General features: G+C 39.0%; 4 protein-coding genes and 2 tRNA genes. 2 read left to right on the top strand and 4 right to left on the bottom strand.

Going from position 1 to position 3,828, the window contains the following annotated elements; translation table 11 throughout:
• Positions 1-58: 58 nt before the first annotated feature.
• The 3 genes from COT43_08735 to COT43_08745 form a co-directional block, all read right to left on the bottom strand.
• Positions 59-136: transfer RNA gene (locus COT43_08735), tRNA-Pro, on the bottom strand.
• 74 nt (positions 137-210) lie between these two features.
• Positions 211-690 (bottom strand): hypothetical protein, encoded by a 480-nt coding sequence (locus tag COT43_08740; GenBank protein ID PIS27781.1) that lies wholly within the window; start codon positions 688-690, stop codon positions 211-213.
• A 72-nt stretch (positions 691-762) separates the two neighbouring features.
• Positions 763-1,449: a hypothetical protein gene (locus COT43_08745; protein ID PIS27782.1), complete on the bottom strand. Its 687-nt coding sequence runs from the start codon at positions 1,447-1,449 to the stop codon at positions 763-765.
• Between the two features lie 116 nt (positions 1,450-1,565).
• Between COT43_08745 and COT43_08750 the strand changes: the two genes are divergently transcribed.
• A tRNA-Gly gene (locus tag COT43_08750) sits at positions 1,566-1,641 on the top strand.
• Between the two features lie 150 nt (positions 1,642-1,791).
• Positions 1,792-2,208 (top strand): DUF2809 domain-containing protein, encoded by a 417-nt coding sequence (locus COT43_08755; GenBank protein ID PIS27783.1) that lies wholly within the window; start codon positions 1,792-1,794, stop codon positions 2,206-2,208.
• Positions 2,209-2,248: 40 nt separating this feature from the next.
• Here the strand turns inward: COT43_08755 and COT43_08760 are convergent, their stop codons facing one another.
• Positions 2,249-3,520, bottom strand: coding sequence for a peptidase C1 (locus tag COT43_08760; GenBank protein ID PIS27784.1), 1,272 nt, complete (start codon positions 3,518-3,520; stop codon positions 2,249-2,251).
• Positions 3,521-3,828 lie beyond the last annotated feature (308 nt).

Consider the following 3,828-nt stretch of genomic DNA (forward strand, 5'->3'; position numbering starts at 1 on the left):
GTCCAATATAGTAGCGATCTTTGCTTGGACTGTATAGAATGTAAACCATGATTGCCATTTGTCGGGGCGCGGAGATTTGAACTCCGGGCCTCTTGGTCCCGAACCAAGCGCGCTAACCGGGCTGCGCTACGCCCCGATAAATCTTCACACAAAGAGCGCCTGAATTTATAACTATCAAGCAGTTATTTCAATTAAAAACTTGTCAGATTTTTAAATAACTTTGATAAAAATACTCATTAAACCAGAACCAGTCAAGCAAAGGATTGTTACAGCTATTCCAGCAATTATGACACCTAATAAATCTGCAATAATAAACTTTTTAAAACTTAAACCAATAAGAAATGATGCCAATGCTCCTGACCAAACGCCCGAGCCCGGTAATGGAATTCCGATAAAAATCGTCACCGCCCACTCGCCGTACTTTTCAACAGAAGACTCGATTTTCTTTCGCGTTTTTTTAATATAACTACTCCAGAATGATTCAATGAATTTTATCCGAGTAATAATTTTCAATAGGAAGTCAAGAAACAAAAATACGATGATTCCAATAACAAAATTGGCGGTAACGCAGATTGCAAAAACTTCTACCCAATTCATTTTAAGTGCAAATAACCCAAATGGGATCGAACCGCGCAGTTCAAAAATTGGCACAAATGTAATTCCAATCAATTTCAGTATATTTAAAATCACTAAAAACTCCTAGTCTGTTTATAAAATACGAATTTAAATATATCAATTTTTTCGTTATGATTCATGAGGATCTTACGTCCAAAAATAGCTCTTTAAAATTAACAAAATAAATCGTCCTGTATCCCGAACATTATGGATCGAACTGCGAGAATGATTATAAATCGTTGGGATTTCGATTTCCATGAAACTTGTTCCAGAAATAAGAGAACGAATTAGAAATTCCGACTCGAACTGAAAACCATCATTCGCACACGAATCTGCTTTAATTAAATCCAATTCGATTAACCGGAAACCACATTGGCTATCATGTACACGTCTCAGGGTTCTTAATGAAACAATGAATGAAGTCACTGTGTTAGACATAAACCTATGAAAAGGCATATTATAGAGATTAAATGAACGCTTGCCTAAAACCATCCGAACATTTAAAGACTCTTTAACACGAATGAAATCCTGTATTTTTTCGGGAATATGTTGCAAATCTGAATCGAGAAAAATTCCGCAAGCACATTTCATCTGCTTCGCTTTAAGAATTCCGGATTTTATCGCCGCCCCTTTGCCCAAATTCACGGAATGACGAACAACCGTAAAATTTTCCAACTGATTTAATATCTTTTCCGAGCCGTCGGTTGAACCGTCATTCACAATGATCAACGGAATCATCGGAGCGACTTTTCTTATCCGGAGAATTAAAGGCAACAAAGTTTCTGAAGATTGATAGGCAGGAACGATGATACAATATTTATTATCAAAATTCATCGATTGAAATTAGGTTTTCTTATGGAAACTGGCAATAAAAGAAGTTATTTCAATTCGGACAAAAATGTTTGCATAAACTCAACGAAGCGATTAAATTTGTGCCGTTCTTTTAGAATGCGAGAGTAGCTCAGGTGGTAGAGCCCCACGTTGCCAACGTGGTTGTCGCGGGTTCGAGTCCCGTCTCTCGCTCAAAGCAATTATGTCCTATACAGTTAAAATAATCCAAGCAAAAATTGATTCAATGGCCAGAAATGTCTCACGTTGCTCCCGATGTGTCGGGATCGCGGGTTCGAGTCCCGTCTCTCGCTCAAATAATAATGAGAATCCCCGCGAAGGAACCGAATGAAAAAGTTTAGCCTGAAATATTTCCTGACTATCCTGATTATTTTAGTCATTACGCCTATCGGATTTGCTACAAAATCTTACGAAGGCATCGGCGAAAGATGGATGCACAATTACGGCGGTGCAATTTTGTACGAAATATTTTGGTGTTTAATCCTCTTCCTTGTCTTTCAAAAACTCCGTCCATATTTGAATGCACTTTACGTATTTATATCAACTTCTATTCTGGAAATTGCCCAACTCTGGCATCCGCCATTCCTGGTTGCTATCCGCTCTACTTACCTCGGACGAACTATTCTTGGAACGACCTTCGTTTGGGTTGATTTTTTATACTATTTGATCGGTAGTCTAATCGGCTATTTTATGTTAATCGTTTTGAACCGGTTTGATCTTCAAAAAGAAAAAGCCGGAAAATAATCGATTACTCTCCGGCTGGAAATCGAATCCAAATTATGAACTATTTCAATTGCGTGATAATTGCCTTTGCCGCGTCTTTATGAACGGTAAAACTCAGCATTTTCAACTTTACGAAATCTTCTCGCCATAAGTAAAATCCCTTAAATTGTCCGTAACGGGAACTTCTCCCAGAATCTTTGATCAAAAACCAATCGTACTTCCCCACTTTTGCCATTCCAACCAAATGAAGCCCGTGGTCATCTTCCGTTGTGGCATTCTCTATCCGAAATTCCCTCGAATCCTGATTGATATAAGCGTACGGAATATCGAAATCAGGAATGAATCCAACATCTTCCTTACCAATGTATCCGGCTTCGCTGACGTCGCCGCCGATCGCTACAGACATTCCGTTTCCGATTGCCTGTTTGATAACGGCGTACCATTTATCTAACGGAATATTGTAGTAATTCTTATCATGCCACCAGTTGTCGGGTACTTTGAACTCTGCATACTCATAGAAAGGCGCCGATGTCGTTGACATCAGATCGACATAATCATTGGAATTAATTTTCAGTACGTTTTTGTAAAATTCAATCGGCGTGAGCATTTTACCATTCCAGCCAATTGTTGTCGGCGGAACGCCGAGATGTTTGCTCAAGATAATCTTAATCGAGGCAATGACCGTCTCTTCGTCCCAATAATTGTTCATCTTACAATATTCGAGATAATCTTTCACTTCCTTGACTAAAAGTGTATGATTATGCATTTGCACGCCGACCAATCCTGTATAGGCTTCCGCCGGAACTGCGCCATATTGATTCATAATACGGAGAACGGCATTGCACTCTGAGCCTTCATCAAAAACTGATTTGCTACGCTCAGTTACAAATCGTCTCGCTTTTTCAACATATTCCCAATAAACCGTGTACATCTCAGAGAGCTTGATTTTCTGCTGTGTCAAACGTTCAACTTCCGATTCTAAGTAACTCGTTCCGCTGAAACACCAGCATGTCCCCGTTAGATATTGAGCGACCGGCGGAAAATAAAACGCAATCTGCTTGAATTCTTCCAACGACTTCGGTTTGACGACACCGGCGAGATCGCTTTTGAGAACTTTCTTCTCTTTTTTTTCTGTCTCTTTCTGTTCATCCTGTCGCTTTTTGATTTCAGCCGTGATGGAATCATTTTTGGCGGTTATCTCTCCAGAAACTTTCTCTAAACTGTCAAGAATGGCATCAGTCGTCTTCGGAATATATTCCGCTTTATTTTGTGCAAAAACCGACATTGCAAAAATCGCTAACATCCAAAAAACAAACGTAAACTTTGACTTCATCAGATTTATCCTTTCAAATAAGTTTTATCTAATAATCGTAGGTAATATAATGATTCAAATTCATTTTGCCAATCTGTCGGCGCTATGATTTAAGTACATTGTCTGAACCATGATTCATAGGATTCCGGGATTACCACGATTAAAGAAATTGACTTCCAACTGTTCACGGTCTTAATACTGCCCATCTTTTAATCGTCTGCACTATGATTCCCCTGATTTTCTGATTGACTATGATTTCCCATTATCGCATCCTCCTAATCATAGTTCTCATTCAATCATTTTAATCATAGTTCAAGACTCCACCACCG

Source organism: Candidatus Marinimicrobia bacterium CG08_land_8_20_14_0_20_45_22 (genome assembly GCA_002774355.1).
GTDB lineage: Bacteria > Fidelibacterota > UBA2242 > UBA2242 > UBA2242 > 0-14-0-20-45-22.